Origin of the sequence: Stenotrophomonas sp. 364 (assembly GCF_009832905.1) — a bacterium.
In the GTDB taxonomy this organism is placed as follows: Bacteria; Pseudomonadota; Gammaproteobacteria; order Xanthomonadales; family Xanthomonadaceae; genus Stenotrophomonas; species Stenotrophomonas maltophilia_AP.
Window position 1 is genome coordinate 1,148,240 of the sequence record NZ_CP047135.1, and the last position, 22,211, is coordinate 1,170,450.

Below are 22,211 nucleotides of genomic sequence, written 5' to 3' on the forward strand. Positions count from 1 at the left end.
CGCGTAGCGCCGGGTTCAACCCGGCTGCTCCTGCTGTTGCGTGGCGCAGGCAGCCGGGTAGAACCCGGCTCTACGCAACACCACAAAAAACGGCCCGGTTCGCACCGGGCCGTTTGCCTGTCCGACGAGGAACCCGGCAGTGCTTACTCGATCGGCTGATCCAGCATCAGCTGGCGCGCGAAGCGCACCGGCGGAGCGCCGTAGGACAGCATCTGGTCGTGGTAGGCCTTCAGGTTGAACTTCGCGCCCTGCTTGTCCTGCACGGCCTTGCGGGTGTCGAAGTGTTCCTGCGCACCGACGAAGTAGGTCGGCAGCTGGGCAGAGGTCAGCTGCGCGCGCACCCACTTGCCCGACGCTTCGCTTTCCTGCTGGAAGGCGTCGTGGGTCATCAGGTGCATCGCCTGCTCACGCGTCCAGTTGTCCACGTGCACGCCCTGGTCCAGGATCGCGTTGGAAATGGTGCGCAGGTAGAACTTCAGCTGCACCAGGTGGAACAGCGGATCGTTGTCCAGGTAGCCCTGCTCCTGCATCATCCGCTCGGTGTACACCGCCCAGCCTTCGGCGAACAGGCCCGAACGCAGCACCGCGCGCAGCGTCGACGGGAACTTGCCCGAATGCCAGCCTTCCAGGTAATGGCCCGGCGTGCCTTCATGGATGCTCAGCAGGTGGATCATGCGGCTGTTGTATTCGCGCAGGAACGAGTCGACCTGCTTGTCGGTCCAGTCGTCGGGGATCGGCGAGACCGCGTAGAAGGTCTTCAGGTTCTTGTCCAGCGGGCCCGGCGAATCGCAGTAGGCCACGGCCACGCCGCGCTGGAATTCGGGCATCAGGATAATGTCCACCGGCGAATCGGGCAGGGTCATCAGGTCATGCTTGCGCACGAACTCGGTGGACTGCGCCAGCGCGGCCTTGGCATCGTCGACCACCTTGTCGCGGGCCGGCTTGTCGGCGTAGGCCAGCTCCAGCGCCGCTTCGATCGCCGCCTGCTGCTGTTCGTCGCTCGGGTTGGCCGGCAGTGCCGGGGCACCGGGCTTGTCCTTGAGCACGGTCTGCGCGATACCGTACATGTCCTGGCGCACGCGCTTGAGTTCGGCGCGTGCACGCTCGCCGATTTCGGCGCGCGACAGCGAGGAGTTCAAGGCAAACTTCAGCTTCTGGTCGTACAGCTCCGCACCGATGCGGAAGTCGCCCTTGGCGTTGGGCACCAGGGTCTTGTCCAGCCAGGTCTGCTGCTCTTCGACGGCCTTTTTCAGGCCATCGATGGCGGCCTGCAGGCGCTTGCCGTCTTCGGCCGGCAGCTCGCCGATATGCGGGGTGATGAAGGTATCGACGATGCTCAGGATGCCGCGGTTCTGCTTGGCCACGGTCTCGGCATGGATCTTCGGCACGCGGGCCGGGTCCAGGTTCTCGCGGGCCTGGGCGAAGATCTGCGGCAGCTTCTCCATGCGCGCGGTGGCCGACTTCAGGCGCTCGGGCAGCGGTGCGAACTCGCGTGCCATCAGGCCGTAGATCGCGCTGCCGGCAACGCCGTTGTAGATCTGCGGATCCCACTTGGACGACTGCAGCACCTCGGCGCTCCAGATTTCCGACTGCAGCTGGTTGCGCAGGATCGCCGCGTCCACCTGGTTCTCGCGCGAGAGCTTGCTGACGTCGATGCGGTCCAGGTCGGCGACAAGGCCCTTGTAGGCCGTCAACATCTTCTGCTGGCCGGCGGCGCTGAGGTCGTCGATCTCCGCATCGTAGCGGTGGTCGCCGATCTGGGTGGCGCTGATCGGCGACAGCTGCATCCAGGTATCCAGCGCGCGCTTGGACAGGTCGGCGAAGGCGGCGTCCACGGCGGCATCGCCGGCGGGGGCAGCGGCGGCCGGCGTGCCGGAGGCGGCGGTCGGGGCGTCGGCCTGCTGGCAGCCGCCGAGGGCGGCGATCAGGGCGAGGGCGAGAAGATGCTGGCGCATCGGCGATCCTGTGCTGTGGTCAATCGCCGAGCATAGGCCCCCGCGCCCGGCCGCGCCCGTGCCATTGGATTACCATGGCCCTTTCCCAGCCGGAGGGTGCGCCATGCAGTACGAAGGGAGCTGCCATTGCGGGCAGATCGCGTTCGTGGTCGAGGCGGCCGAGCCGATCACCGATGCCCTGGACTGCAACTGTTCGCTGTGCCGTCGCCGTGGTGGCCTGCTCTGGTTCGGTCCGCGCGAGGCGCTGCGGCTGACGACCGATCCGGCCGACGTGGCCACCTACCAGTTCAACCAGCACCACCTGGAACACCACCATTGCCGCACCTGTGGCATCGCCCCGTTCAGCGAGGGCGTGGACCCCCGCAGTGGCAGCAGGATGGTGGCGGTCAACGTGCGGTGCCTGCCCGGGGTGGACCTGGACGGGCTCACGATCAATCGCTACGACGGAGCAGGCAAATAAATGAAAGGGACGCTGTGGCACCGCAAGGGTGCGTGGGCAGGGATGCTGGTGCTTGGGCTGGCCGGGTGTGCGGCCCGGAATCACGGCGAAGCGGCAGACGCTGCGGGCAGCGCCGGTGCACTGGCCTCGCCGGAAGGCGCCATGTTGGCCTACGAGCACGATCTGGACATCACCTTGGACGCCGCCGGCATCGCACCGCGCGTGAAGCAGATCGCCGAGGCGTGCCAGTCCGCGCGCTTCGGTGACTGCGCGGTGCTGCAGGTGGGCCAGCAGGGCGGCGAATACCCCAGCGGGTCGGTCAAGGTACGGATCGCGCCCAAGGGCGTTGAGCCGCTGATCGGCTTGGCCGGGCAGGGCGGTGAGGTGGCCTCGCGCAACACCCACGCCGAAGACCTCGCCCAGCAGGTGGCCGATACCGCGCTGACCAAGGCGCGCCTGCAGAAGGAACACGAGCGGCTGCTGGCCTACCAGGACAGCAAGGACATCAAGCTGGCCGACCTGCTCACCATCACCCAGCGCCTGTCGGAAATCGAGGCCGGGGTGGAGCAGGCCAACAAGGACGCGGCGCAGCAGCACCGCCGCATCGACACCCAGTTGGTGACGATGCAGTTCCATACGCCGTCGGGGCAGCGCAGCCGCAGCGAGATCGGCCAAGCGCTGAGCGAGTCCGGCGCCGTGCTGACTACCAGCGTGGCCTTCCTCATCCGTGCGCTGTCGGCACTGCTGCCGTGGGCGGTGGTGGCCTGGGTGTTCGCCTGGATCGGCAGCATGCTGTGGCGCCGCCGCAAGCGCCGCCTGGCCGCACGGGCCGGCTGACGCGGCAAGGCGCGGTGCCGGTCAAGGCCGGCACCGCGCAGCCATCAGCCTTCGTCGTGCTCGTATTCCACGAACACGTCCAGCTCCAGCGCCAGTTCCTGCACGGCATCACGCACGCGCTGCGCGCCCAGTGCATTGCCGACCTCCACTTCCAGCTCATGGATGCCTGGACCGATATCGTCGGACAGGCCGGCGGAGCTGGAATCGTCGTCATCCATGTGGGGCATGAGGTCGTCGGTTTCCTCGACATGCTCGATGCCTTCGATGCTCTGCAGCAGGTCGGTGATGGCACGCGCGTCGTCTTCGCTGCCGGTGATTCTGAGTCGCAACAGGGCCATGGACCGTGCCTTGTGGGAAAGGAACTCCAGCCTAGCCAGCGCGTGGACAAGGCCGAGTGAGGACGGCCTGAACCTTTCGTTGCGTGCTCAGGGGCGGCCCAGCAGCTCGTCGGGCAGCGCCGGGATCGGCGTGCGCTCATCCAGCGCTTCGCGTTTGAGCCAGTCCATGAACGCCACGGCGGTAGGGCTGAGCGGACGGTGCTCGGCGTGCACCACGTAATAGGCATAGCGCGCCTTCAGTGCCGGGCCGGGCAGGCGTACCAGTTCATAGCGTTGCAGATACGGCTGGGCGATGTGCTTGCGTGCCAGCACCGCGCCGATGCCATATACCGCCGCGCGCATCGCGTCGGTGCTGTCGCTGAAGGAATGCACCGACGGCAGTTCCAGACCGCGCACCCCGGCGGCGCGGAACCAGTCGCGCCAGCCCTGCGGTGACATGTCGCTGATCAGGGGCAACGCCGCGATCTGCGCCGGTTCGCGCAGGGCCGCCACGCCGGCCAGCGCGGGCGACGCGACAGGGCACAGCGCGTCGTCCATCAGGTGATGTGCGCGCAGGCCAGGCCATTGGCCCAGCCCATAGCGGATGCCCAGTTCCGGTCCGGCCTCGTCGAAACGCACCAGCTCGGTACTGGTCTGCAGTTCGATGCGCACCTGCGGGTACTGGGCGGTGAAGCGGGCCAACCGGGGCACCAGCCAGCAGTACGACAGCGAACGGATGGTGGTCACCCGCAGCGGCACGATGTCGGCCTGGGGGTGCAGGTTGCCGGCCACCGCGTTGAGATCGCTCAATGCCGCCGCCGCGGCGTCGGCCAGCTGGCGCCCCTCGGCGGTCAACCGCACCCCACGCGCGTGGCGCTGGAACAGCACCGTGCCCAGCAGCACTTCCAGCTTGCGCACATGGTGGCTGACCGCACTGGCGGTGAGGTGCAGCTCCTCGGCGGCATGGGCGAAATTCTGGTGGCGCGCGGCAACCGCGAACACCCCCAGCGCGGGCAGCAGGGCGGGGCGCAGGATCATGGATGAGACCCAAATGAAATTTGTGGCTTGCCCGGATACTACGCGCTTGTGGGCCCTTGCCGGTAGGCGGATGCTGTGTCCCTGTCCCTTGGAGCCGCCCCCATGTTGCCGTCCGCGACCGCCATTCAGCCACGCATCTGCCTGTTGTCCGGGGGGCGGCCATGAGCGGCGCACCGCTGGCCAGTGCGGTGGTCGAACGCGACTGGCGCACCCCGCTTGAACTCACCGTGCTGGGCGCGATCTGGGGCTGCTCGTTCCTGTTCATGCGCGTGGCGGTGCCCAGCTTCGGTCCGTACGCGCTGGTGGAAGTACGCCTGCTGCTGGGCGCGTTGGTGCTGCTGCCGTTCCTGTGGCAGGCCCGCGCGCAGTTCCCGGCGCGGCGCTGGCTGTGGCTGGCGCCCATCGGCGTGATCAACTCCGCGATCCCGTTCGTGCTGTTCGCCTGGGCCGCGCAACGTGCCCCGGCGGCGATCGGTGCGATCTGCAACGCCATGACCGTGCTGTTCGCCGCGCTGATTGCCTTCCTGTTCTTCGGCGAGAAGATCGGCATGCGCCGCGCCAGCGCGCTGCTGGTCGGCTTCGCTGGCGTGGTGGTGCTGGCCACCGCCAAGGTGTCGGGGCTGAGCATCGGCGCGGCGGTCATCGCCGGCGCATTGGCCGCGCTGCTGTACGGTCTGGGGGTGAACCTGGTGAAGCGGCACATGACCGGCTTGCCGCCCGCCGCCTCGGCCGGTGCCACGCTCGGGTGCGCCGCCATCGCGCTGCTGCCGATGGCGCTTACCCACTGGCCCACCGGCCCGATCCCGACCGTGTCCTGGGCCTGCGCCATTGCCCTGGGCGTGGTCTGCACCGGCCTGGCGTTCCTGATGTTCTACCGCCTCATCGCCCGCATCGGCCCGGCCCGCGCCTCCACCGTCACCTACCTGGTCCCGATGTTCGGCGCGCTGTTTGCGTGGTTGTTCCTGGGGGAAGCGGTGACCTGCGCGATGGTGGTCGCCGGTGCGTTGATCCTGGGCAGCGTCGCAGCGTCTCAGAAGCGGTAGGTTGTGCGGTGGCGGCCAGGAGCAGCCGACCAACGGTCGGCTCTACCAACGCCTCTTACCCAACCGCACGCGCAATCTGTCCAGAGACAGTCCGGTATCCCTGCGCAGGGCTACCGGACTGCCTCAAGCGCAGAAGAACAAGACGCCGTAGCGTCTGTTGTCTCACCCTTACCGCACCGGCACCGCGATGTTGCACAGGTCGATGTGCCCCGCCGGGCGCTTGTAGAAATCATCGACCCGGTTGCGCCGTGCCTCCACCACATCGGCGAACGTCTTCGACTCGGTGCGCAGCACCTCCAGCTTCGGACGCTGCGCCGCCGGCACGTCGCTGGCGCGCTGGATCGACTGGATCGCCGTGCGCTGCGCGGCGTCGGCATAGAAGCCCATCGGCGCCGGACCACGCGGCAGCGCACTCAGCAGCTCCATGCCCTGCAGCACCCGCCCCACTACCGTGATGTTGCGGTCCAGCTGCCGCGGCGACTGCCCCGTCACCACGTACAGCTCCGCCCCGATGCTGCTGTCTTCCTCGTTGCTGCGGCCGGCACCCAGCGTGCCGTAGCAGTGCGCCAGCCAGGTCTTCCCGTCCTGCCGGTCCTGGCCCACCGGGAAACCATCGACGAAGCCGGTCTGGTCGGCCCAGCCGTCCCGGTCGGGCAGCACGCTCACCTTCAACCCCTTACTGTCGCGCTGGAACTCGGCCGGGAGCTTGCGCTTGGCACTGCCCAGCGGCTTGGCCTTGGCCGCATCGTCGGCATCGGCGTCGCCGAACTGCACCACGAAATTGTCCTGGGCCCGGTAGATGCTCTCGCCATCCCAGAAATGTTCGTGCGCCAGCGTCTGGATGTTGGCCACGTGCTGGGGCGCGAACGCCGGGGCGAGCTCGATCGTGACGCGCCCGGCCGGCAGGTTCATGTACAGCACGTTGGCCGGGTCCGGCGTGCGCCAATCGCTGGCCGGGGAGGCGTCCAGGATCTGCTGCGGGCTGCGGTAGGGCGTGGCCGCGCTGGCCACTGCGGGCAGCAGGCAGGCGAGGGCGAGGGCGGTCAGGGCAACGCGGCGATGCTGTGGCATGGGATCCCCGGAACATGAACGAGGTCCTGATTCTGCGCGAGAGTGCGCGCCTGCGCCACGGTGGCGTGCTGGCCCGATCGATGCGTGTGCGGCACGATGGTCATCCTCCCCATGGAAGCACGCGATGGTGATGTCGCACCTAGAAGCGCCCGAAGCCGCACTGCGCGTGATGATCGACCCGATCCTGAAGGGGGGCGTCGATGAAGGTGTGGACCGCGTGTGCTGGCTGCAGGCGTTGCCGCCACGGGGTCTGTTCGATCTTGATGAGCGTCGACGCAGTTGGTGGGCCCCCAACGATGATGGACTGCTCGCTTGCCTGCAGGCTTGTCCGGATGCCCCGGTTGAAGTACAGGCAGTGGCACTGTTCCTGGCGGGCTCCGATGGCAATGGTCACACGCGCGAGGCTGCGCTCCGGAAGATGCGTTCGGTGCCCGGCCACCTGACCCTGTCCTGTGCCTTGCTCCGCTGCAATGACTGGGTGGTCGAGGTGCGTGTCGTGGCACAGGAGGTGGTGATGACTCTCCTCGGGAAGTGCTCGGTGCAGCACGTGCTGGCGGCCTGGCCGATTGCAGTCCGCTTGCGGGATGCGCAGCGCGTGCAGCGGGACTGGCTTGAGGGAACCCTGTTCGCCTGGCTGTCATCGCCCTCTGCTCAGGTCGTACTGGAAGGGCTCTTGGGCCATACCGATGCACGAACCCGGCTGGCGGCCTACGCCATCGCTCTGCAGATCCATCCGGACCAGGCGGAACTGCGCGCACACGCGCTGCTGGACAGTGATCCACATGTCTCGCATCTGGCGCTTGACCATCTTCTGGAACACGGCGAGCCCGCACAGGTCGAAGCGCAATGCGTCCTCGCATTGTCCGCCCCCTCGAGCAGGGTACGTGGCGCGGCACTGCGTGCGCTGGTCCAACGCGAAGCGCCTGGCCTCGACGTGTACATCGACGCTGCTGCGTTCGACCGTTCGCGCAGCGTGCGCAGGTTGGCGGCGTGGTTGCTTCAACAGCGTCAGGCTACCCCTGCAATCCAATTGTGGCGCGACGAGCTCAAGCACCGTACACGCGGGCGCTGGCGCGAGGCATTGGAGGCTCTTGGCGATCATGCCGAGGCTGGCGATGTGCATGGATTGCGCACCCTGCTGCCCCAAGTATCGGCGCGTCATCAACGCAACTGTCTGCGCGGCTGGCTACGGGCCGAGGGTGGCGCCAGTCTGGCGTTCTTGCGTGTGGCGCTGGAAGCGCCAGGACGGACCGTGAACCAGCTGTTGGCGGGCGCGACAGCACTGTGGGCCACCGAACTGGATCCGGCGCGGCTCCTGGCGTTCTGTCACGACGGTCCGTCGCCCGTGGCGCAGTCTGGCCTGCTCGGACAGTTGCCGATGCTGCCCTTGTGGCAGCACCTCGATCTGCTGCTGGACGCAGTACCGCAGCGCCCCGATGAGCGTGCCTGGCACCTGCAACTGGTGGAAAACTGGCTTCGGGTGAGTCGGCGCTACTCGCCGTTGGGGGTCGCCCGTCGGCAGGCGTTGGTCAGCCGCCTTGAAGAGGGCAGGCACGCCCTGGCGGATCCGGCCGCTGCGCAGGTGCTCGCTGCAATACGACAGGCTTGAAGCCCGCTCGCTGTTACCTGACGAAGGCAGCGCCGAACTCCCGGAGCAACAGCGAGGTGGGCGAGAGCAGACAGGAGAGGGAATCCGCTTTCCAGAGAGGCGAGCCGGTTGGCGGGGCTTTTGGGCAGGCAGCCGGCCGACGGGCTCCCAACCGGCACGGTGACTAAGGGCACATTCGCTATACCGGACTTCACACTAGTGTTGACTCCACGCTAGTTGGAGAACGCGATGAGCGACTACGACGCCCACCTGAAGAAGTTCCAGAAAGAGCTCAGCGCCGGCACGGTCTCGCTGGCCCTGCTGGCGGTGCTGGCCAAGGCCGGCGAGCCGCTGTACGGCTACCTGATCGCCAAGGAGCTGGAGCGGGTCGGCGAAGGCGTGCTGAGCGGCAAGCAGAGCGCGCTGTACCCGGTGCTGCGCAACCTGGAAGGGGCCGGGTTGCTGGAAAGCCATGTTGAACCGTCGATGGCCGGTCCGCCGCGACGCTACTACCGCATCAATGACACGGGCCGTGAGGTGCTCCGGCAATGGATCGCCGCGTGGCGCGCTACCCGTGATTCCGTCGATTCCGTCCTGAAAGGGGTAAGTGAATGAACATCGCGTCCGTGGCCGGTCGGGCCTTGCCGACCACCATTCCCGAGTACCTGGCGCAGCTGCGCGCCGCCCTGCACGACGCCGATCCGGCGATGGTGCAGGACGCGCTGTACGACGCCGAGGAGTACCTGCGCTCCGAACTGGCGGCCCAGCCCGGCCGCAGCGAGGCCGAGGTGATCGCCGACGTCGCCAGCAGCTACGGCGCGCCGGAAGAAGTGGCCGATATCTACCGCGAAACCGAAATCACGGTGAACCGCGCGCTGCGTACGCCCAGCGCGGGGGCAGCGCCGCTGCGCCGGCCCGTGGTGGCCGCTGGCACGGCGGGTGGGGCGGCCGCGGCAAGCATCGGCACCCCGCCGCCGGCCACGCCAAAGCCGCGTTCGGCGCTGGTCCGGTTCTTCGGCGTGGCGCTGGAAGCCCGCACCTACGGGGCGCTGTTCTACATGCTGCTGTCGCTGGCCACCGGCACGTTCTTCTTCACCTGGGTGGTAACCGGGCTGTCGCTGTCGCTGGGGTTGATGGTGCTGATCATCGGTATCCCGATCACCGTGCTGTTCTTCGGGTCGGTCCGCGGTCTGTCGCTGCTGGAAGGGCGGCTGGTGGAAGCGCTGCTGGGCGAACGCATGCCGCGCCGGCCGACCTATTCCGACCGCAGCCGCAGCTGGCTGCAGCGGGTGGGCGACATGTTCACCGATGGCCGCACCTGGCTGACGCTGCTGTATTTCGTGCTGATGCTGCCGCTGGGCGTTGTGTACTTCACTATCGCGGTGACCCTGCTCTCGATCTCGCTGACCTTCATCTGGGCGCCGGTGGCGGCCTTGTTCACCGGCGAGATCCCGGGCATCTACATCGAAGGCGAGCAGATGCTGTCGATGTGGGCCACGCCGCTGCTGGCGGTGGCCGGGGTGCTGCTGCTGTTCGCCACCCTGCACCTGGCACGCGGCATCGGCCACCTGCACGGGATGATGGCCAAGCACCTGCTGGTGCGGCTGTAGATCCCGACCGCAGCCCGGTGAACGAAACCCGGTAGTGCCGGCCGCTGGCCGGCTCCAGGCAATGCAGGATGTACGAGGAGCCGGCCAGCGGCCGGCACTACCGGATGCGATGCGGCTGCGCCGCACGCATGGCAAGGCGGTCTTAGCCCGCCTTGCGCCGCAACGGTGTGACGTTGCTGGTGATCTTGGCGGCCTTCTTCGGCTTGGCCGTCGCGGTGTACGCATGGGCCGCAAAGAAATCACGCACCTTCGGGTACACCGTTTCGCGCCAGCGGCGGCCGCTGAAGATGCCGTAATGACCGGCGCCTTCCACGATGAAATGCTCGCGGTGTTCGGCCGGAATGCCACTGCACAACGCCTGCGCCGCTTCGGTCTGGCCGAGCCCGGCGATGTCGTCCAGCTCGCCCTCGATGCTGAGCAGGGCGGTCCCGGTGATCGCCGCCGGGTTCACGTGCTCGCCGTTGACGTACCACTCGCCACGCGGCAGCAGGAACTGCTGGAACACCACCTCGATGGTGTCCAGGTAGTACTTGGCCGGCATGTCCAGCACCGCGTTGTACTCGTCGTAGAAACGACGGTGCGCGTCGGCGTCTTCCATGTCGCCCTTGACCAGGTCGGCGTAGAAATCCCAGTGCGAACTGAAGTGCCGGCTCGGGTTCATCGACAGGAACCCGGCATGTTGCAGGAAGCCCGGGTACACGCGGCGACCGGCGCCGGGGTAGGTGCCCGGCACGGTATGGATGACGTTGTTCTCGAACCACGACAACGGGTTCTGCGTGGCCAGGTTGTTCACCGCGGTGGGGCTGCAGCGCGCATCGATCGGGCCACCCATCATCACCAGCGTGCGCGGCGTCGGTTCGCCACGGCTGGCCATCAGCGACACCGCCGCCAGCACCGGCACGGTCGGCTGGCACACGCTCACCACGTGCAGCTTGTCAGCGCCCAGGTGGCGGATGAACTCCTGCACGTAGGCGATGTAATCGTCCAGGCCGAACTCGCCTTCGCTGCCCGGCACCATGCGCGCGTCCACCCAGTCGGTGACATACACGCGGTGGTCGCGCAGCAGGGTGCGCACGGTGTCGCGCAGCAGCGTGGCGTGGTGGCCCGACAGCGGCGCCACCACCAGCACGAACGGCTGGTTGAGCATGGTGTGCAGCTGGTCGGCCTCGTTGCTGTGGCGCTTGAAGCGCAGCAGCTTGCAGAACGGCTTGCTGACTTCCTCGTGCACCACGATCGGCACGCGCTCGCCATCGACCTCGATTTCGTTGATGCCCCACTCGGGCTTCTCGTAATCCTTGCCGATGCGATGGAACAGCTCGTTGACCGCCGCCAGGCGATCGGCACCGGGCATCTGCGACCACCAGTGTCCCTGGTTGGCGAAGAATTTGGCATTGGCCTGGGCCTGGTGAACCCACGGGGCGAGCATGTTGCGGGTCAACTCATGCAGTTGATAAAGCATGGCGTCCGAATATGTATGGTCTTATGTTGCCGCGCAGCATAGCCTACCGGCAGGATCGGCGCGTTAATACGGGGTCTGTCTCAGTTGTTATCGAGATTCAGCGCCCGGCGCGTTCCAGCGCGGCGGCGTGTCCGGCCAAGGCCGGGGACAGCCAGCAGTGCGAGCCCAGGGCGGTGAAGCCCGCGTTCTTCAGGCCACTGCGGTACCAGCGCGCCGGACGCGCCTGGAAGCCTTCATGGTCGCCGTCGAACTCGTCCTCGGCACTGAACGCCTCCAGGAACGCCACACCGCCGGTGAGTTCGGCGAAGCCCTCCAGTGCCGGGTGCAGCTCGCGGCTGGGTACGTAGTGCATGACGTCCGAACACACCAGCAGGTCGACCGGCGCGCACGGGCGCAACCAGGCGAAGTCGCCCACCTTGGCCATGTGCAGGTTGCGGCTGCGGCCGTAGCGCTGGATGGCGTACGCGCTGCTGTCAAAGCCCAGGTACTGCACGCGCGGGCGCAGCTTGAGCAGCGGCGCGCGCCAGGCGCCTTCGCCGCAGCCGATGTCGAGCACGCTGCGGATGGGGCGTTCCAGGTAGTACTCGGCGCTGGCCACGGCCAGGGCCACCTTGCGCGCCAGGCGCGCGGCGCCACCGGCCTGGTCGGCCTGGTACCAGCGCTTGAAGTAGTCGGCGTCGTAGGTCTTGTCCATGGCGATCATGCGAAGTCGTGAAAACGGCGCCTATCGTACGGCGTCGCGCGACGGCCTGCGTGGCGGTGGTGTGGCGATTGGTCGCGCCAGCCACCCATGGGGCGGCTCCTCCCGGGCATGCGAGAATGCCCGACAACCTACGCCAGCCGCTGGAGCGAGCGCATGCAGAGCTATTACTGGGTCAAGACCTTCCATCTGCTGTTCGTGGTGGCCTGGATGGCGGCGGTGTTCTACCTGCCGCGGATCCTGGTGAACCTGAGCGAGACCGCCGGCCAGCTGCCGGTGACCGAGCGGCTGCAGCTGATGGGCCTGCGGTTGTACAAGTTCGGCCACATGATGTTCGGCTTCGCGCTGATCCTGGGGCTGGTGCTGTGGCTGGGTTACAAGGTGATCCCCGATTTCCCGACCATGGTGGCCCCGGGCGCGGCCGGCTGGCTGCACGCCAAGCTGGGCCTGGTGGTGCTGCTGCTGGTGTACTACTCCTGGACCGGCCGCTTGTTGAAGGGCAACGTGCGCGGCACGCCGCTGCCGTCCTCGCGCGCGCTGCGCTGGTTCAACGAACTGCCGCTGGTGCTGTTCATCGGCGTGGTGTGGCTGGTGCTGGCCAAGCCGTTCTGAGGGGCGCGATGGGGCGCTGACCGCACTGCTACGGCAGCCGACCAACGGTCGGCTCTACCGGGCTGTGCAACGGTAGTGCCGGTCGCTGGCCGGCTCTCGACCATGTCCGATGATCCCGGCAGCCGGAAGCCGCAAGAGACCGCCGCAACGGCAGCCGACCAACGGTCGGCTCTACCGGGCCGTGCGACGGTAGTGCCGGTCGCTAGCCGGCTCTCGACCATGTCCGGTGATCCCGGCAGCCGGCAGCCGCAAGAGACCGCCGCAACGGCAGCCGACCAACGGTCGGCTCTACCGCGCATGAAAAAAGCCGGGCGCTTTCGCGTCCGGCTTTTTTGGTTGCATCGCAACGGCAATCCGCTTAGATGGTCTCGTAGGTGCCGTAGCTGCGCAGGCGCTCGTAGCGGCGGGCGAGCAGGTCGTCCACCGACAGCTTCTGCAGTTCGTCCAGCTCGTTGAGCAGGACGGCCTTCAGGCGCTTGCCCATCTGGTTCGGATTGCGGTGGGCGCCGCCGGTCGGCTCGCGCACCATCTTGTCGATCAGGCCCAGGCTCTTCAGGCGCGGGGCGGTCATGCCCAGCTGCTCGGCCGCTTCCTTGGCCTTGCCGGCGTCCTTCCACAGGATCGAGGCGCAGCCTTCGGGGGTGATGGTCGAGTACACGCTGTACTCCAGCATCACGGTGCGGTCGCCCACGCCCAGCGCCAGCGCGCCGCCGGAACCGCCTTCGCCGATCACAGTGCAGATCACCGGCACCTTCAGTTCGGCCATTTCCATCAGGTTGCGCGCGATCGCCTCGGACTGGCCGCGCGATTCGGCGTCGATGCCCGGCCAGGCGCCCGCGGTGTCGATCAGGGTCAGCACCGGCAGGCCGAAGCGTTCGGCCATCTTCATCAGGCGCAGCGCCTTGCGGTAGCCCTCCGGCTTGGGCATGCCGAAGTTGCGCTTGATCTTTTCCTTGGTGTCGCGGCCTTTCTGGTGGCCGATCAGCATCACCGAGCGGCCACCGATGCGGGCCAGGCCGCCCATGATGGCCTTGTCGTCGGCAAAGGCGCGGTCGCCGGCCAGTTCCTGGAACTCATCGCAGAAGATGCGGATGTAGTCGGCGGTGTACGGGCGCGAGGGATGGCGGGCCAGCTGCAGGATCTGCCACGAGGTCAGGTTGCGGAAGATCTGCGCGGTGCGCACCCGCAGCTTGTCCTGCAGGGCATGCACCTCGGCCTCGACATTGACCGCAGGCCCGGCGCTGGCGCTGCGCAGGTCCTGGATCTTCGCCTCCAGATCAGCGATGGGTTGCTCGAAGTCGAGGTAGTTCGGATTCATCGGAAACCGTCGTGAAGAAAAGAGGGAAAGTGTAGCCGAATGCGCCGAAAAGCCCCGTACGCCGTCGTCTGGAAACCGACGGTAACGCAGCGGGGCAGGGGGCGCCAGTCAGGTCAGGGGACAACCAGGGCGGCGCTGCCCATCAGGCTGCCGCGGGTCTGCACGAAGGTGTTGTAGGCCTCGTTGGCCTCCACCGGCAGGCCCGCGCCCAGCGCGGCGGTGGCGGCGGTGAAGGCCATCTGCGCCTGGAAGGCCTCCTGCTGCAGCTGCAGCTGGGCGTCGGCGGTGGTGGCCTTGAGGTAGCGCGCATACAGCTCGCGCAGGGGGGCGGCATGCCGTTCGAAGGCCGGGTCCAGCGCGGGCAGGGCGGTGGGTGCGGGCTCCAGCGTGTAGGTTGGCGCCTGGTAACCGGCCGGCTGCTGGCGCCGGTAGGCGCCCGGTTCGCCGCCGCTGGCCTCGACGTAGGCGATGAAGTCCGGGGCAGTGAAGATCTTGGTGTTGATCCGGCCGCCGGTCTCGTCCACGTGGGCCACGGTCTGCTCGTCGGGGAACGGCTCGCGCACGCCGAAGGTCCAGGCGTGGTCGATGAACAGCGCGTGGGTGGTGCTGTACGGGCCGTCGAAGCCGACCCCACCCAGCTCGATGTGGTGGTCCACGCGGCCGAAATTGCCGAGCTTGTCTTCGCCGGTGACGTAGATCTCGCTGGCAATCACGTACTCGCCCAGCGTCGGGTTGATCAGGCCGCCTTTGCCGCGCGCGTAGACGATGAACCGCACCTCGCCCAGGGCCGGGGTCTGCAGGTGGTGCTCACCGGGCTTGAGCTTGACCGGCCGCGAGGCGTGCGCGGCGATCGGCAGTTCGTTGCCGTCGATGCGCAGGGTCAGCGGGGTGTCGCCCGGGTTGTCGATCTCGAAGGTCTGGGACGGGCTGGTGCAGCCGCTGAGGGCAAGGGCGGCAAGCAGCAGCCCGGCAAAACGTGTGATCAAAACCGGTTACCTGTTGTGGAGCGGAAGAACGGTGGAACGTGGAGCGGTGACGCCGATCAGTTCGCCCAGGGCGGGCTGTAGCGGACCTTCACGGTGCGCACGGCGGGATCGGCGCGCAATGCGTCGACCAGCTGGCTGTCCACCCGCACGGCGATGTCGCCGCCGACGTCGAGCATGCCGGCCACCGGGCCCTGTTCGGACCCCAGCAGCAGGTCCATGCGCAGCGGCGTGCGGCCCGGGCGGTGGCGGTCGAGCAGGGCGTTCACGCGGTCCCACACATTGCCGTCCTGGCGCAGGTCCAGGCGCAGCGACAGGCGGGTGGCGTAGTTGGCGCACACCTCTTCGTAATCCCAGCACTGGCGGATGCGCAGCGCGTAGCCGCCGTTGAACTCATCCTCGCGCAGGCCGCCCTTGACGATCAGGATGCGATCCTTGGTCATCAGGTGGCCGAACTCGGCCAGGCCGTCGGTGAAGGCGCTGCACTCCACGCGGCCCTTGCTGTCTTCCAGCTGCATGAACACCTGGCTTTCGCCCTTGCGCCGCACGCCGACCACCTGGCCGGCCAGGATCACCGGGGTTTCCTGGCGCCAGGCGCGCTTCTCGCCGTCCTTACTGGGACGGGCCGGGGGGATCAGGCGCTCGAGCATGCCCAGGTCGGTGCCGACCAGTTCCTTGACGTCATCGGCATACGGATCGAACGGATGCCCGCTCAGGTAGAAGCCCAGCGTGTCGCGCTCGCCGTCGAGCAGCTGGCCCAGCGCCCATTCCTTGGCTTCGGGCAGGTCCAGTTGCTGCGCGGTGGCCTGCGGGCTGGGGGCGCCGAACAGCGAGTTCTGCCCGGACGCCTTCTCGCGGGTGATCTGGTCGGTGGCCTTGAGCACTTCGGGCAACTGCAGCATCAACGAGGCGCGGTTCTTGCCCAGGCCATCCATCGCGCCGCAGTTGATCATCGCTTCCAGCGTCCGCCGGTTGAGCTTGCCCGACTCGGCGCGCATGCAGAAATCCAGCAGCGATTCGTAACGGCCGCCGCGTGCGCGCTCTTCCACGATCGCTTCGCAAGCGCCCTGGCCGACGCCCTTGATCGCGCCCAGGCCGTACACGATGGTGTCGGCACTGGAGGCTTCGAACATGTAGGCCGATTCGTTCACGCGCGGCGGCAGCACGGTCAGGCCGAGGTTGCGCACTTCGGCCAGGAAGCCCACCACCTTGTCGGTGTTGTCCATGTCCGAGGAGAGCGTGGCCGCCATGAACTCGGCCGGGTAGTGGCGCTTGAGCCAGGCGGTCTGGTAGCTGACCAGCGCGTAGGCGGCGGCGTGCGACTTGTTGAAGCCGTAGCCGGCGAACTTTTCCATCAGGTCGAAGATGGCGTCGGCCTTGGCCTCGCTCACCCCGTCCTTGGCCGCGCCTTCGCGGAAGATCTCGCGGTGCTTGGCCATTTCGGCCGGCACCTTCTTGCCCATCGCGCGGCGCAGCAGGTCGGCGCCGCCGAGCGAGTAACCGCCCACGATCTGCGCCATCTGCATCACCTGCTCCTGGTACACCATGATGCCGTAGGTGTCTTTCAGGATCGCTTCGGTGCGCGGATCGGGGTAGATGATTTCTTCCTGCCCGTGCTTACGCGCGTTGAAAGAGGGAATCAGGTCCATCGGGCCGGGGCGGTACAGCGACACCAGTGCGATGAGGTCTTCGAAGCGGTCGGGGCGCGCGTCCTTCAGCAGGCGGCGCATGCCCGAGGATTCGAACTGGAACACCGCGCCGGTGTTGCCGTTGGCGAAGATGTCCTTGTAGGTGGCCACGTCGTCCAGCGGCAGCGCGGTGATGTCCACCGGCGGAATACCAGCGCGTTCGTGGCGCTTGTTGATCGCCTTGACCGCCCAGTCGATGATCGTCAGCGTGCGCAGGCCGAGGAAGTCGAACTTCACCAGGCCGATTTCTTCGACGTCGTTCTTGTCGAACTGGGTGACCGGGTTGCGGCCGCGGCCGCCTTCGTCGTGTTCGGCGAACAGCGGGCAGAACTCGGCCAGCGGCTCGGGCGCGATCACCACGCCACCGGCGTGCTTGCCGGCGTTGCGGGTGAGGTCTTCGAGCTGGCGGGCCAGGTCGATCAGGTCGCGGACGTCGTCTTCGTTCTGGTAGCGCTGGATGAGCTCCGGCGACGCCATTTCCGAATCCTTGCCTTCGCCCATGGCGTCCTTGAGCGAGATGCCCAGGATGTTGGGGATCAGCTTGGACACGCCGTCGACCAGGCCATACGGGAAGCCGAGCACGCGCCCGGAGTCACGCACCACCGCCTTGGCGGCCATGGTGCCGTAGGTGATGATCTGGCTGACGCGTTCGCGGCCGTACTTGCGCGCCACGTAGTCGATGACTTCGTCGCGGCGGTCCATGCAGAAGTCGATGTCGAAGTCGGGCATCGACACGCGTTCGGGGTTGAGGAACCGCTCGAACAGCAGGTTGTACGGGATCGGGTCGAGGTCGGTGATCTGCAGCGCCCAGGCCACCAGCGAGCCGGCACCGGAACCACGGCCGGGGCCGATCGGGATGCCCTGGTTCTTCCCCCACTGGATGAAGTCGGCCACGATCAGGAAGTAGCCGGGGAAGCCCATCTTGATGATGGTGGCCAGCTCGAATTCCAGGCGCTCGAAGTAGTCGGCGCGGGTCTTGCCTTCGGCCAGCGGGTTCTTTTCCAGGCGCGCTTCCAGGCCCTTGCGCGATTCGCTGCAGATCCAGCTGTCGAGCGTTTCGTCTTCGGGCACCGGGTAGTTGGGCAGGAAGTAGGTGCCCAGGCGCATTTCGATGTTGCAGCGTTCGGCCAGCGCGAGGGTGTTGTCGATCGCGTCGGGAATATCGGCGAACAGCGCGCACATGTCGTCGGCCGACTTGAGGTACTGCTGGTCGCTGTAGTCGCGCGGGCGCTTGGGGTCGTCGAGCACGCGCCCGGAGGAGATGCACACGCGCGCTTCGTGGGCGGCGAAATCCTCCGGCTGCAGGAAGCGCACGTCGTTGCTGGCGACCACGGGCAGGCCACGCTGGCCCGCGGCGAGCAGGGCGAACTGGTTGAAGGCTTCTTCGCCGTCGCGCCCGGTGCGGGTGAGTTCCAGGTGCAGGCCATCGCCGAACACGCGCTGCCAGTCGGCGAGCTGCTGCTCGGCCAGGTCATGGCGGCCTTCGCCGGCGAGGCGGCCGGCCAGGCTGTCGCGGCCGGCCAGGGCAAACAGGTTGTGGCAGCCGGCCTTGAGCCAGTCCGGATGCACGGCGACGCCGCCTTCGGGGCGGTGGCCTTCCATCCAGGCGCGGGTGAGCAGGCGTGAGAGGCTGAGGTAGCCGTCACGATCGCGGCACAGCAAGGTCATGCGCCACGGGGTCATGCCCTCTTCGGCGATCATGATGTCTGCGCCGGCGATGGGCTTGATGCCCACGGTTTCGGCGGCCTTGTAGAACTTGACCAGGGCGAACAGGTTGTTCAGGTCGGTCACTGCCAGGGCAGGCAGCTTGAGTTCCACCGCGCGGCTGAGCAGGTTGGCCTGCTTGGCTTTCTTCGGGTCAGCCTGATCCGGCTTCGCCGGGACACGGATGGTCGAATCCGCCAGCGAAAATTCGGTGTGGACGTGGAGATGTACGAAACGGGAAGTGGACATGCCGGGCCAATGTAATGCCCGGTCAGGGTAGCGGCGCGGGCCTGACCGAACAAGGCTTGACAGGGGTGTAACAGGGGGCGGGGTGGGTTGTGGGGTTCAGGTTGGTTTTTGTTTTTTCGAAGCTGAGGTCAAGTTCAAGTTCAAGTTCAACGCAACGGCAACGGCAACGGCTAGAAGCCCGGTGTGCGGGTGCCGAAGGGCCGGGGCGGGGGAGGCAGGGTCGCGGGACACGCCGCAAGTCCCGCTCCGCGGCCCGGCCCAGCCGCTGGCGGCTGTGCGTTCGGGCGCATGCGAGGCAGTGCCTCGCAAGCAATGCGCCCTCACCCGTGTAGGCTCGTTCGCGCCATCCATGGCGCTCTACGGTCCCGCAACCCTACCTCCCCCACCCCCGATAGTGCAGCCGTGCTCATGGGAGAGCGGAGCAGGGGCAAGGCCAAGGCCAAGGCAAGAGCTAGGGCGTTTAGGTGGTCGATTGGGGAGGGGGCGGGCCGAGCAACGCTCGGCACCTACGACCAAGCCCCAATACCCACAATCCCCAATTTCCGAATTACCGAATTACCGAATTACCGAATCCGACGCCGACGCCGACGCCGAAGCCCCAATGCCTGGATTCACAGAGATCGTCCCCGAAACCAAAAAAGCCGCTGTTACTCGAGGCTACCGGTGGTCTGTCGAGGGGCGGTACGGTTGGGTTGGCGGGACCCTCCACCGCATGGATGCGGTGGCGGAGCCTACACGGACGTACTTGCGGCGTGTCCCGCCAGCCCAACCGTACCGCCCCAACAGTGAGCCACCGGGCCCCCGGCTGTGGCAGTTGCAGTTGCAGTTGCATTTGAAGTGGCTCCGGCTCCCGCCTCGGCCATGCGCAGCATAAAAAAAACCTACACCACCTCAAAACAAGCGCGAACCGGCGCAAAACTCCGCCGATGCTGCGGGCACGGCCCGTGACTGCGCAGTGCCGCCAGATGGGCCGGCGTCCCGTAGCCCTTGTGCTGATCGAACCCGTATTCCGGGTGCTCCTCGTGCAGCGCCAGCATGAACCGATCGCGCGTCACCTTGGCCAGAATCGACGCCGCCATGATTGCCCGGTCCAGCGCGTCCCCGCCCACCAGCGCCTGCGCCGGACAGGGCAGCCCCTTCGGCACCACGTTGCCGTCGATCCGCGCGAACTGCGCCACGTGCGACACCCCCTCCACCGCGCGCCGCATCCCCAGCATCGTCGCCTGGTAGATATTCAGCGCATCGATCTCGCCCACCTCCACCATCACCACGTGGAAGGCCAGCGCACGGTCCTGGATCTTGTCGAACAGCTGGTCACGACGCAGTGCCGTCAACTGCTTGGAATCGTCCAGCCCGTTCAACCGCGGCCGGTCCGGGCAGAACACCACCGCCGCCACCGCCACCGGCCCGGCCAACGGACCGCGACCGGCCTCGTCCACCCCGGCCACGTAACGCGGTGCCACCGTGGCCAGCGCCGCCCCGTCGAACAGCGCCATCGACGCGGCTGCTGCGTGCCGCCGGCTCATGCCGTCGCCTTGCGCGCCAGCAGCTCGGCCACCGCATCGGCCGCACGCGCCGACGCATCCTGGCGCAGTTGCAGGTGCAGCTGCTGGTAGGTGTCCTGCAGGTCGATCCCGCGCTGCGGATGATCGAACCACTGCAGGATGGCTGCGGCCAGTTTGTCCGGCACGCAGTCGTGCTGGATCAACTCCGGTGCCAGGTCCTTGCCCGCCAGAATGTTCGGCAGTGCGAACCGGTCCACCTTGATCAGCCCCAGCGCCTTCACGATCCGGTAGGTCAGCTCGGCCACCCGGTAGCCCACCACCATCGGCCGCTTCACCAGCATCGTTTCCAATGTCGCCGTGCCCGATGCCAACACCACCACGTCGGCGGCGATCATCGCGTTGCGTGCGTCACCATCGAGCAGGTGCGAGTACGCCATCGGCAACGCCGAGCGCGACAACTGCTCGCTGATCAACTGGCGGCAGGCCGGGTTGGCGGCCGGCACCACCACGTGCAGGCCCGGAATGCGTTCGGAGACCTGCCAGGCGGCTTCGAAGAAGACTTCGCCCAGCTTGCCGATCTCGCCCAGGCGGCTGCCCGGCAGCACGGCCAGCACCTTCGCATTCGATGGCAGGCCCAGCGCCATGCGCGCCTGGTCGCGGTCGCTGTGCAGCGGAATATCGTCGGCCATCGGGTGGCCCACGAAGCGTGCATCGATACCGTGCCTGGCGTAGATCGGCGGTTCCATCGGGAACAGGCACAGCACCAGGTCGGCGCTGGCCCCGATCTTCTCGGCGCGCTTCTCGCGCCAGGCCCACACCGACGGGCTCACGTAGTGCACCGTGGTGATGCCGCGTTCCTTCAGCCAGCGCTCCACGCCGAGGTTGAAGTCGGGCGCGTCGATGCCGATGAACACGTCCGGCTGCCACTCCAGTGCGCGGCGACGGAACTCGCCGCGCAGTTTCAGCAGCCGGGGCAGGTGGCGCAGGATTTCGGTCAGCCCCATCACGGCCAGTTCGCTGGCGTCGAACCAGGTCTGGCAGCCGGCGCTGCGCATCGCGTCACCGCCGATACCGGCGAACTCGGCCTGCGGAAAGCGCGCCTTCAGTTCGCGCACCAGACCGGCACCGAGCAGGTCGCCGGAGGCCTCGCCGGCCACCAGCGCGATCCGCACCGGCCGGTTCGACGTGATCGACGTGATCGACGCGGCCGCGTTGTCCAGCGCGCCGATCACCGCCGCCAGTTCAATGACCTGGGCGGTGGTGCCCGCTGGAGTGTGCCCGCCAGAGGCCGTCATCGCAGCAGCGGCCTCTCGGCGTGCTCGATGAAGTCCAGCAGGTCCTTGACGTCGGCGCTGTGCGCGGCCTGTTCGGCCAGCTGCACCTTGGCCTCGGCCAACGGCAGGCCGGCCACGTACAGGGTGCGGTAGGCGCGTTTGATGCTGGCGATGCGCTCGGCGTCGAAACCACGACGCTTGAGCCCTTCGCTGTTGATGCCGCGCGGGCGGCCCAGCGAGTCGCTGCCCACCATGGTGAACGGCGGCACGTCGCCATTGGTCAGCGCGCCCATGCCCAGGAAGGCATGCGCACCGATCCGGCAGAACTGGTGCGCGCCGGCGAAGCCGCTGATGATCACGTAGTCGCCCACGCTCACGTGGCCGGCCAGCGTGGTGTTGTTGGAAAACACGCAGTGGCTGCCGACGTGGCAGTCGTGGGCCACGTGGGTGTAGGCCAGCATCCAGTTGTCGTCGCCGACGGTGGTGATGCCACCGCCGCCTTCGGTGCCGCGGTTGATGGTGACGAACTCGCGGATGACGTTGCCGTCGCCGATCACCAGTTCGGTGCGTTCGGCGCGGTACTTCTTGTCCTGCGGTTCGCCGCCGATCGCGGCGTGGCCGATGAAGCGGTTGTTGCGGCCGATGCGGGTCGGGCCGTGGATCGAGCAGTGCGGACCGATCACGGTGCCGGCGCCGATCTCGACATCGGCACCGATCAGAGTGAAGGCGCCGACCTGCACGTCGTCGGCCAGGCGCGCGCCTTCCTCGATCACTGCCGTGGGATGGATCCGTGGTGCGTTGTCAGTCATTCCTGCCTCCGT

Annotated in this window: 19 protein-coding genes; 7 read left to right on the forward strand and 12 right to left on the reverse strand. The window is 67.5% G+C overall.

All coding sequences use genetic code 11. The features are described from left to right. Positions 1-143 precede the first annotated feature (143 nt). Positions 144-1,955, reverse strand: coding sequence for a DUF885 domain-containing protein (locus tag GQ674_RS05345; RefSeq protein ID WP_159496260.1), 1,812 nt, complete (start codon positions 1,953-1,955; stop codon positions 144-146). Positions 1,956-2,058: 103 nt separating this feature from the next. Between GQ674_RS05345 and GQ674_RS05350 the strand changes: the two genes are divergently transcribed. Then, entirely contained in the window at positions 2,059-2,415 is a 357-nt protein-coding gene (locus GQ674_RS05350) for a GFA family protein (protein WP_159496261.1), read from the forward strand. Continuing rightward, positions 2,416-3,231 (forward strand): DUF4349 domain-containing protein, encoded by an 816-nt coding sequence (locus tag GQ674_RS05355; RefSeq protein WP_236546199.1) that lies wholly within the window; start codon positions 2,416-2,418, stop codon positions 3,229-3,231. A gap of 44 nt (positions 3,232-3,275) precedes the next feature. On the opposite strand, the gene GQ674_RS05360 is transcribed toward GQ674_RS05355, so the two are convergent. Next, positions 3,276-3,569, reverse strand: a complete 294-nt coding sequence (locus tag GQ674_RS05360) for a hypothetical protein (RefSeq protein WP_128096839.1) — start codon at positions 3,567-3,569, stop codon at positions 3,276-3,278. A gap of 87 nt (positions 3,570-3,656) precedes the next feature. Continuing rightward, entirely contained in the window at positions 3,657-4,586 is a 930-nt protein-coding gene (locus GQ674_RS05365) for a LysR substrate-binding domain-containing protein (RefSeq protein ID WP_159496262.1), read from the reverse strand. A gap of 161 nt (positions 4,587-4,747) precedes the next feature. Here GQ674_RS05365 and GQ674_RS05370 point away from each other — a divergent pair, with 161 nt between their 5' ends. Beyond that, positions 4,748-5,629 carry a DMT family transporter gene (locus GQ674_RS05370; RefSeq protein WP_159496263.1) on the forward strand — a complete coding sequence of 294 codons (882 nt, stop codon included), beginning with the start codon at positions 4,748-4,750 and terminating at the stop codon, positions 5,627-5,629. A gap of 168 nt (positions 5,630-5,797) precedes the next feature. Here GQ674_RS05370 and GQ674_RS05375 read toward each other — a convergent pair whose 3' ends face one another. Beyond that, a complete protein-coding gene (locus GQ674_RS05375) occupies positions 5,798-6,700 on the reverse strand; it encodes a peptidylprolyl isomerase (RefSeq protein ID WP_159496264.1) in 903 nt (300 codons plus the stop codon). A 124-nt stretch (positions 6,701-6,824) separates the two neighbouring features. On the opposite strand from GQ674_RS05375, the gene GQ674_RS05380 reads away from it, so the two are divergent. The 3 genes from GQ674_RS05380 (at position 6,825) to GQ674_RS05390 (ending at position 9,898) form a co-directional block, all read left to right on the forward strand. After that, a complete protein-coding gene (locus GQ674_RS05380) occupies positions 6,825-8,309 on the forward strand; it encodes a HEAT repeat domain-containing protein (protein ID WP_159496265.1) in 1,485 nt (494 codons plus the stop codon). A 228-nt stretch (positions 8,310-8,537) separates the two neighbouring features. Next, a complete protein-coding gene (locus tag GQ674_RS05385; protein ID WP_159496266.1) occupies positions 8,538-8,903 on the forward strand; it encodes a PadR family transcriptional regulator in 366 nt (121 codons plus the stop codon). Continuing rightward, a complete protein-coding gene (locus GQ674_RS05390; protein ID WP_159496267.1) occupies positions 8,900-9,898 on the forward strand; it encodes a sensor domain-containing protein in 999 nt (332 codons plus the stop codon). Before GQ674_RS05385 ends, GQ674_RS05390 begins: the two co-directional genes overlap by 4 nt. Before the next feature lie 142 nt (positions 9,899-10,040). On the opposite strand, the gene phaZ is transcribed toward GQ674_RS05390, so the two are convergent. After that, complete coding sequence (gene phaZ / locus GQ674_RS05395) at positions 10,041-11,357, reverse strand: polyhydroxyalkanoate depolymerase (RefSeq protein ID WP_159496268.1); 1,317 nt, start codon at positions 11,355-11,357, stop codon at positions 10,041-10,043. A gap of 97 nt (positions 11,358-11,454) precedes the next feature. Further along, positions 11,455-12,051, reverse strand: a complete 597-nt coding sequence (locus GQ674_RS05400) for a class I SAM-dependent methyltransferase (protein ID WP_159499258.1) — start codon at positions 12,049-12,051, stop codon at positions 11,455-11,457. Between the two features lie 162 nt (positions 12,052-12,213). Here GQ674_RS05400 and GQ674_RS05405 point away from each other — a divergent pair, with 162 nt between their 5' ends. Continuing rightward, positions 12,214-12,669: a CopD family protein gene (locus tag GQ674_RS05405; RefSeq protein ID WP_159496269.1), complete on the forward strand. Its 456-nt coding sequence runs from the start codon at positions 12,214-12,216 to the stop codon at positions 12,667-12,669. A 358-nt stretch (positions 12,670-13,027) separates the two neighbouring features. Here GQ674_RS05405 and GQ674_RS05410 read toward each other — a convergent pair whose 3' ends face one another. The 6 genes from GQ674_RS05410 to lpxA form a co-directional block, all read right to left on the reverse strand. Next, positions 13,028-13,987, reverse strand: coding sequence for an acetyl-CoA carboxylase carboxyltransferase subunit alpha (locus tag GQ674_RS05410; RefSeq protein ID WP_128096831.1), 960 nt, complete (start codon positions 13,985-13,987; stop codon positions 13,028-13,030). A gap of 113 nt (positions 13,988-14,100) precedes the next feature. Beyond that, positions 14,101-14,973 (reverse strand): hypothetical protein, encoded by an 873-nt coding sequence (locus GQ674_RS05415; protein ID WP_159496270.1) that lies wholly within the window; start codon positions 14,971-14,973, stop codon positions 14,101-14,103. A gap of 56 nt (positions 14,974-15,029) precedes the next feature. Then, a complete protein-coding gene (gene dnaE / locus GQ674_RS05420; protein ID WP_159496271.1) occupies positions 15,030-18,611 on the reverse strand; it encodes a DNA polymerase III subunit alpha in 3,582 nt (1,193 codons plus the stop codon). 881 nt (positions 18,612-19,492) lie between these two features. Then, the gene (locus tag GQ674_RS05425; RefSeq protein ID WP_038689479.1) at positions 19,493-20,137 is read right to left on the reverse strand and encodes a ribonuclease HII; all 645 of its coding nucleotides are present in this window, start codon (positions 20,135-20,137) and stop codon (positions 19,493-19,495) included. Then, complete coding sequence (gene lpxB, locus GQ674_RS05430) at positions 20,134-21,411, reverse strand: lipid-A-disaccharide synthase (RefSeq protein ID WP_159496272.1); 1,278 nt, start codon at positions 21,409-21,411, stop codon at positions 20,134-20,136. Before lpxB ends, GQ674_RS05425 begins: the two co-directional genes overlap by 4 nt. Beyond that, the gene (gene lpxA, locus GQ674_RS05435) at positions 21,408-22,199 is read right to left on the reverse strand and encodes an acyl-ACP--UDP-N-acetylglucosamine O-acyltransferase (protein WP_038689477.1); all 792 of its coding nucleotides are present in this window, start codon (positions 22,197-22,199) and stop codon (positions 21,408-21,410) included. Before lpxA ends, lpxB begins: the two co-directional genes overlap by 4 nt. Positions 22,200-22,211 lie beyond the last annotated feature (12 nt).

Bases quoted from the DNA above. Each gene is read 5' to 3' on its own strand.
- GQ674_RS05345 (WP_159496260.1), bottom strand. From the start codon at position 1,955: ATGCGCCAGCATCTTCTCGCCCTCGCCCTGATCGCCGCCCTCGGCGGC.
- GQ674_RS05350 (WP_159496261.1), top strand. From the start codon at position 2,059: ATGCAGTACGAAGGGAGCTGCCATTGCGGGCAGATCGCGTTCGTGGTC.
- GQ674_RS05355 (WP_236546199.1), top strand. From the start codon at position 2,416: ATGAAAGGGACGCTGTGGCACCGCAAGGGTGCGTGGGCAGGGATGCTG.
- GQ674_RS05360 (WP_128096839.1), bottom strand. From the start codon at position 3,569: ATGGCCCTGTTGCGACTCAGAATCACCGGCAGCGAAGACGACGCGCGT.
- GQ674_RS05365 (WP_159496262.1), bottom strand. From the start codon at position 4,586: ATGATCCTGCGCCCCGCCCTGCTGCCCGCGCTGGGGGTGTTCGCGGTT.
- GQ674_RS05370 (WP_159496263.1), top strand. From the start codon at position 4,748: ATGAGCGGCGCACCGCTGGCCAGTGCGGTGGTCGAACGCGACTGGCGC.
- GQ674_RS05375 (WP_159496264.1), bottom strand. From the start codon at position 6,700: ATGCCACAGCATCGCCGCGTTGCCCTGACCGCCCTCGCCCTCGCCTGC.
- GQ674_RS05380 (WP_159496265.1), top strand. From the start codon at position 6,825: ATGGTGATGTCGCACCTAGAAGCGCCCGAAGCCGCACTGCGCGTGATG.
- GQ674_RS05385 (WP_159496266.1), top strand. From the start codon at position 8,538: ATGAGCGACTACGACGCCCACCTGAAGAAGTTCCAGAAAGAGCTCAGC.
- GQ674_RS05390 (WP_159496267.1), top strand. From the start codon at position 8,900: ATGAACATCGCGTCCGTGGCCGGTCGGGCCTTGCCGACCACCATTCCC.
- phaZ (WP_159496268.1), bottom strand. From the start codon at position 11,357: ATGCTTTATCAACTGCATGAGTTGACCCGCAACATGCTCGCCCCGTGG.
- GQ674_RS05400 (WP_159499258.1), bottom strand. From the start codon at position 12,051: ATGGACAAGACCTACGACGCCGACTACTTCAAGCGCTGGTACCAGGCC.
- GQ674_RS05405 (WP_159496269.1), top strand. From the start codon at position 12,214: ATGCAGAGCTATTACTGGGTCAAGACCTTCCATCTGCTGTTCGTGGTG.
- GQ674_RS05410 (WP_128096831.1), bottom strand. From the start codon at position 13,987: ATGAATCCGAACTACCTCGACTTCGAGCAACCCATCGCTGATCTGGAG.
- dnaE (WP_159496271.1), bottom strand. From the start codon at position 18,611: ATGTCCACTTCCCGTTTCGTACATCTCCACGTCCACACCGAATTTTCG.
- GQ674_RS05425 (WP_038689479.1), bottom strand. From the start codon at position 20,137: ATGAGCCGGCGGCACGCAGCAGCCGCGTCGATGGCGCTGTTCGACGGG.
- lpxB (WP_159496272.1), bottom strand. From the start codon at position 21,411: ATGACGGCCTCTGGCGGGCACACTCCAGCGGGCACCACCGCCCAGGTC.
- lpxA (WP_038689477.1), bottom strand. From the start codon at position 22,199: ATGACTGACAACGCACCACGGATCCATCCCACGGCAGTGATCGAGGAA.